The organism is Pseudomonas sp. ERMR1:02, from assembly GCF_002277815.1.
Taxonomy (GTDB): Bacteria; Pseudomonadota; Gammaproteobacteria; order Pseudomonadales; family Pseudomonadaceae; genus Aquipseudomonas.
Genome location: NZ_NKJI01000051.1, coordinates 1 through 5,438 on the forward strand (window position 1 = coordinate 1; position 5,438 = coordinate 5,438).

Annotated in this window: 3 protein-coding genes and 1 pseudogene; 3 read left to right on the forward strand and 1 reads right to left on the reverse strand. The window is 58.5% G+C overall.

All coding sequences use genetic code 11. From position 1 onward, the window contains the following. Positions 1-1,573, reverse strand: a pseudogene (locus tag CES87_RS32145) (copper oxidase); the annotation flags it as partial. Between the two features lie 554 nt (positions 1,574-2,127). Here CES87_RS32145 and CES87_RS32150 point away from each other — a divergent pair. The 3 genes from CES87_RS32150 to CES87_RS32160 all read left to right on the forward strand — a co-directional run. Then, entirely contained in the window at positions 2,128-2,457 is a 330-nt protein-coding gene (locus CES87_RS32150) for a hypothetical protein (RefSeq protein ID WP_128609433.1), read from the forward strand. 509 nt (positions 2,458-2,966) lie between these two features. Continuing rightward, a complete protein-coding gene (dnaQ, locus tag CES87_RS32155) occupies positions 2,967-3,743 on the forward strand; it encodes a DNA polymerase III subunit epsilon (protein ID WP_371858297.1) in 777 nt (258 codons plus the stop codon). Positions 3,744-3,978: 235 nt separating this feature from the next. Continuing rightward, positions 3,979-5,438 (forward strand): Orn/Lys/Arg decarboxylase N-terminal domain-containing protein (locus CES87_RS32160; protein ID WP_305880261.1); only part of this gene is annotated, 1,460 nt, incomplete at its 3' end.

The window sequence follows — 5,438 nt, forward strand, 5'->3', positions numbered from 1 at the left end:
ACGTACGTCCAGGAAGGGCTTGTACTCCCAGTTGGTCAGCACCTGGTCACCGAGAAAACCGTCGGTGTTGAAGGGGTTGTACCACAACTGACCCGCCTGGTCCCAGGCCTTGTCTGCGATCGTCAAGTTGATGTCATAGTCACGGTTACCCCAGCCCAGCGCCGAACCGCTGGGCAAACGCAGGTTGACCCCGTCGTCGACCGACTCGTTGCCACGGTCCACGGCGCTGTAGTAGTTCATCATCGTCGCATTGCCCTTGTAGACATTCTGCGCGGTGAAATCGAGCATGTGGTCGTGGAACCAGTGGGTGCTCATGGTTTCGCGCCAGTCGCCACGGATCTTGATGGTGCCGTGGTCGCAGGTCTTGACGCCGGGGTTGGCGTCGTTGACGAACAGGGTTTCACCAGGGTCGCACGGGAAGGCTGCCCGTGCATCCTCGCCTTGGTATTGATGGAGTCGTAACCGGCCAACTGGATGGGCCATCGATAGTCGTAGTACTGGCCCGGGAAGAAGAACGCGTTGGTAAAGCCGTCGCTTTCCGCGGGCGAGTGGCCGTTATGTTCATGGGTGGTGATGTGTGCAGGCCAAAGCCCCGGTTGGCCGACGGGTCAATGGGCAAGGCATCGTAATGACGCATCAGCATCGCTTGGCCATAGCGTACTTGGAGCAGTTTGGGCGGAAAGGTGCCGTCGAATGTCCACAACGCATTATGGTCCTGGACAGGGAAGTTGGGGTGAAACTGCACTGCAATGCCCTTGGTTGTGCCCTCGTTGGCCGGGTCGCCGTTGGTGTTGTGATAGAGCCCGCCTGGCGCAAATTCCCCACGGCGTAGTTATGCCGTTGCATGCGATCACGTAGGCCGCTATTGACGTGCGCGCCTGCTTGCACAGTCTTGAAGGCGTTGCGTGGGAAAAACTCATTGAAACGCTGGTGCGACCAGCCTTTTCCCGGTGGCCGGCCTTCTGCGGGCGAACTGACTCGGCGATTGAGGAAATCCTCGATCTGCGCCTTCCAGGGTTGTAGTCCAGCACATTGGAGAACTCGGTCGGGAAGGGCGTCAATGCTGGCTGCTTGAGAAAGGCATCCAGCGCAGCCGGCGACGGGCCGCTACGCGCCACCTTCAATGGATCTTGCGCCGGTGCGGGCCCACCGTCGGGACCGGAAACGGAACGGGTGATGGAGGGTCGGCCGCATTCAGTTTGTTCGAGCCGAACTCCTCGAAAAGTTCAAGCTTCTGTGAGAACGGTTGAGCCCCGAACACTGGGCTGGCATTACCGTTAGTGGGGATGTTGAAGCTGGTTTGCAGATTGGGTGGCAGCACATTGTCGGCCAAGGGGTGTTGCGGTCACCGCCCACCCCATTGGGTAAGTCGAAGGCGCCGACGTTTGCGCGAGGTTGCTTGAGCAAGTCCTCAATGCGGCGTTGGGGTCGGCGGGCTGATTGGTGAATGCCGATGGGTCGCTAGGAGCGGTGGATCGGTGTTGTCGAGGGGACTGCCTGGGTCTGGGACAAGCCCAGCCCCAACAGGATCGCGGCAGCAGAGATACTCAGCGCCAGCCTGGTTTTGGACAATGGACCAGGATTCAGCCTTCCGGTATCCAGTTTCATCGCAAACACCTCTGAGGGTTCCTCGGAGCGCGTGGCAAACATGGACAACGAGCCACTGCTTCTAGCCCGGCTGGCGAAACGTTTGATTTCCAGCCGGGATGGTGGCGGCGACGCAACTTTCCTGCCAAAAGTAATAGGAAGCGATTATTGTTCTACGCCGCGCTCCCTTGCCGTGCCGGCTTTAAGCGGGCGTATGAGAAACCGGGGAATAAGCCCGATGACGGGGAATATCCGCCCAATACAGGGTGTGATTGTGCGGGGTGTTCGGGCTAAGAGAAGTGGCTACTTTGTGAATGTATCGATGGCCGCTTTTGGCTGGATAGCGAAAGTGTAGTTGCGACCGTCGCTGGGGAATTACACTTGCGTCTGCTCAGCCATTTCTCCTGCCCACTCGATAACTGTCCCATCCTGCAGCCGTGGTCGCCGGTTTTAGAGCTAATCAGAGGGGACTCACTACTGGAAATTCGTCATGCTGATACAATCGTACAAGCTACTCATAACATCCCGCTGAGAATTGGCATGAACCCAGAATTAACTGAAGAAGAGATGCGCCGGGCACTGTTCGGTGGTGGCGAGCCAGTTGCGCAAAGCAGTGCGCCAGTGCAAAAGCCTCGGTCGGATACCGTGATCACGCAGTCGGCGAAAACGGCAGAGAAAAAGAAGGTCGCGAAAGCATTCACGCCCAGGCTGAGAGTCACACTGCGGGTGGGCAATGAATTTGAAGGCAAGACGCACGAGATGATCCATGAGGTCGATACCTTGAGTACCCTCCTGGCTGAGCAAGAAGCTACGAGGGCGGCCAGGAAAAAATTCCGATTTGTAGAAGTGGTTTCGATCAAGTCGATGTAGGTGGAGTTTCACGTGGCTGGCGGACTTGCTGCTCAACTTGATGTTCGCTCACCGCGGACCAAAAAACGCAAATCGACCTTCACTATGCACGCCTCTGTAACGCCGTGACCAGGCGTCTGGTGGAACGGGCACGCAAGGCCGCCATTGCGCATTTCCAAAGCATCTGCGAAACCATCAAGATGGTTGATGATGTTCCTGCTGGATTCCCACTCACAGACTCTCTTGATCGCTGCAAAGTAGACCTTCTGAGTTTCGTTCGTAGTGGAGGGGCTGATCGAGCGGGCATGAAAGCGGCTGGATAAAATAAAGGAAAGCCAGAGGCATCAGTTTCGTAGAGTTGAGAGAACCGCTCGACACCACTCGCAATAAAGGTCTTGATCGCAGAGTCCATATTTACACTTCTGCGTAGTGGAAGAGAATGTCATTGCTGTGTACACCTGGTCGTGGTTCTTGCGGTGATTTTCTGACGATATGTTAAGATTTAACGCGTGTTTAAAGGCGGCGGTGCGATGACGGTTTTCAAAAATATAGCTAACAGGATGGTAGTACTCGATACCGAAACCACCGGCATGCCGGTGACCGATGGCCACCGGATTGTCGAAATCGGTTGTGTCGAGTTGATCGGTCGGCGCCTCACGGGCCGGCATTTTCACGTTTACCTGCAACCGGACCGCGAAAGTGACGAGGGCGCCATCGGCGTCCACGGCATCACCAACGAGTTCCTGGTGGGCAAGCCGCGTTTTGCCGAGGTGGCCGAAGAGTTCTTCGAGTTCATCAAGGGCGCGCAGCTGATCATCCACAACGCGGCGTTCGACGTTGGCTTCATCAACAACGAATTCGCCCTGATGGGCCAGCACGATCGCGCCGACATCACGCAACATTGCTCGATCCTCGACACCCTGATGATGGCCCGGGAACGTCACCCGGGGCAGCGCAACAGCCTCGACGCCCTGTGCAAACGCTATGGTGTCGACAACTCCGGCCGTGAACTGCACGGCGCCTTGCTCGACTCCGAGATCCTTGCCGACGTTTACCTGACCATGACCGGGGGCCAGACCAGCCTGTCCCTGGCTGGCAACGCGTCCGATGGCAACGGTTCCGGCGAGGGCGCGGACAACTCGGCCACTGAAATTCGTCGTCTGCCGGCGGACCGCAAGCCGACCCGCATCATTCACGCCAGCGAAGATGATCTCGCCCGGCACGCGGTGCGTCTGGAAATCATCAGCAAATCGGCGGGTGCGCCGGCGCTGTGGTTGCAATTGGCCGAGGCTCAAGCGCAAGCCTGATTCTCTACCCTCATGCCAATAGATATATAGGAGCCGGCTTGCTGGCGAACGGAACGACGCGGTGAGTCAGATACCCCGTCTTCGCTGGCAAGCCAGCTCCTACAAAAAAACTCCAGCCACATATTGGTGCAGTTACTGACCCGCTTCAGGGCATCGCGCTCGCCACATCCGCTTCAACCCTCTACCCTGAGGTGACTGGCAGGCTCTGGTCTGCCGCCTCAGGACTCTGAGTCACATGTATAAAGATCTGAAATTCCCGGTACTGATCGTCCATCGTGACATCAAGGCCGACACCGTTGCCGGTGATCGCGTGCGGGGCATCGCCCGTGAGCTGGAGCAGGAAGGTTTCAGCATCGTCTCGGCGGTGGATTACACCGAAGGGCGTCTGGTCGCTTCGACTCATCACGGCCTCTCGTGCATGTTGATCGCGGCTGAAGACGCCAGCGCCCACTCACATTTGTTACAGAATATGGCCGAACTGATCGGGCTGGCGCGAGTGCGTGCGCCGGACTTGCCAATCTTCGCTTTAGGCGAGCAGGTCACCCTGGAAAACGCGCCCGCCGACGCCATGGCTGAGCTCAATCAGCTGCGCGGGATTCTCTACCTGTTCGAAGACACCGTACCATTTCTCGCCCGACAGGTGGCCCGAGCTGCGCGCAAGTACCTGGACGGATTGCTGCCGCCGTTCTTCAAGGCGCTGGTGCAACACACCGCCGATTCCAACTATTCCTGGCATACCCCAGGCCATGGTGGGGGCGTGGCGTATCACAAGAGTCCGGTGGGCCAGGCATTCCACCAGTTCTTCGGGGAAAACACCCTGCGTTCGGATTTGTCGGTATCGGTGCCGGAACTCGGCTCGCTGCTGGATCACACCGGGCCGCTGGCAGAAGCCGAGGCCCGGGCGGCGCGCAACTTCGGCGCCGATCACACTTTCTTCGTGATCAATGGCACATCGACCGCCAACAAGATCGTCTGGCACTCCATGGTTGCGCGCGATGATCTGGTGCTGGTGGATCGCAACTGCCACAAGTCGGTGCTGCACTCGATCATCATGACGGGCGCCATCCCCCTGTACCTGTGCCCGGAGCGCAATGAGCTGGGGATCATCGGCCCGATCCCGCTGAGTGAATTCAGCCCGGAATCGATCAAGGCCAAGATCGACGCCAGCCCGCTCACCAAGGGCCGGGCGCCCAAGGTCAAACTGGCGGTGGTGACCAACTCGACTTATGACGGCCTCTGCTACAACGCCGAGTTGATCAAGCAGCAATTGGGCAGCAGCGTCGAAGTGCTGCACTTCGATGAGGCCTGGTACGCCTACGCGGCGTTCCATGAGTTTTTCGCCGGGCGTTACGGCATGGGCACGTCCCGCAGTGGCGACAGCCCGCTGGTGTTCACCACCCATTCCACCCACAAGCTGCTGGCGGCGTTCAGTCAGGCGTCGATGATTCATGTGCAGGACGGTGGCGCGCGACAGCTCGACCGCGATCGCTTCAACGAAGCGTTCATGATGCACATCTCCACGTCGCCGCAGTACGGCATCATCGCTTCACTGGATGTCGCTTCAGCGATGATGGAAGGCGGGGCCGGGCGCTCGCTATTGCAGGAAATGTTCGACGAAGCCCTGAGTTTTCGCCGGGCGCTGGCCAATCTGCGTCAGCATATCGCCACTGACGACTGGTGGTTTTCCATCTGGCA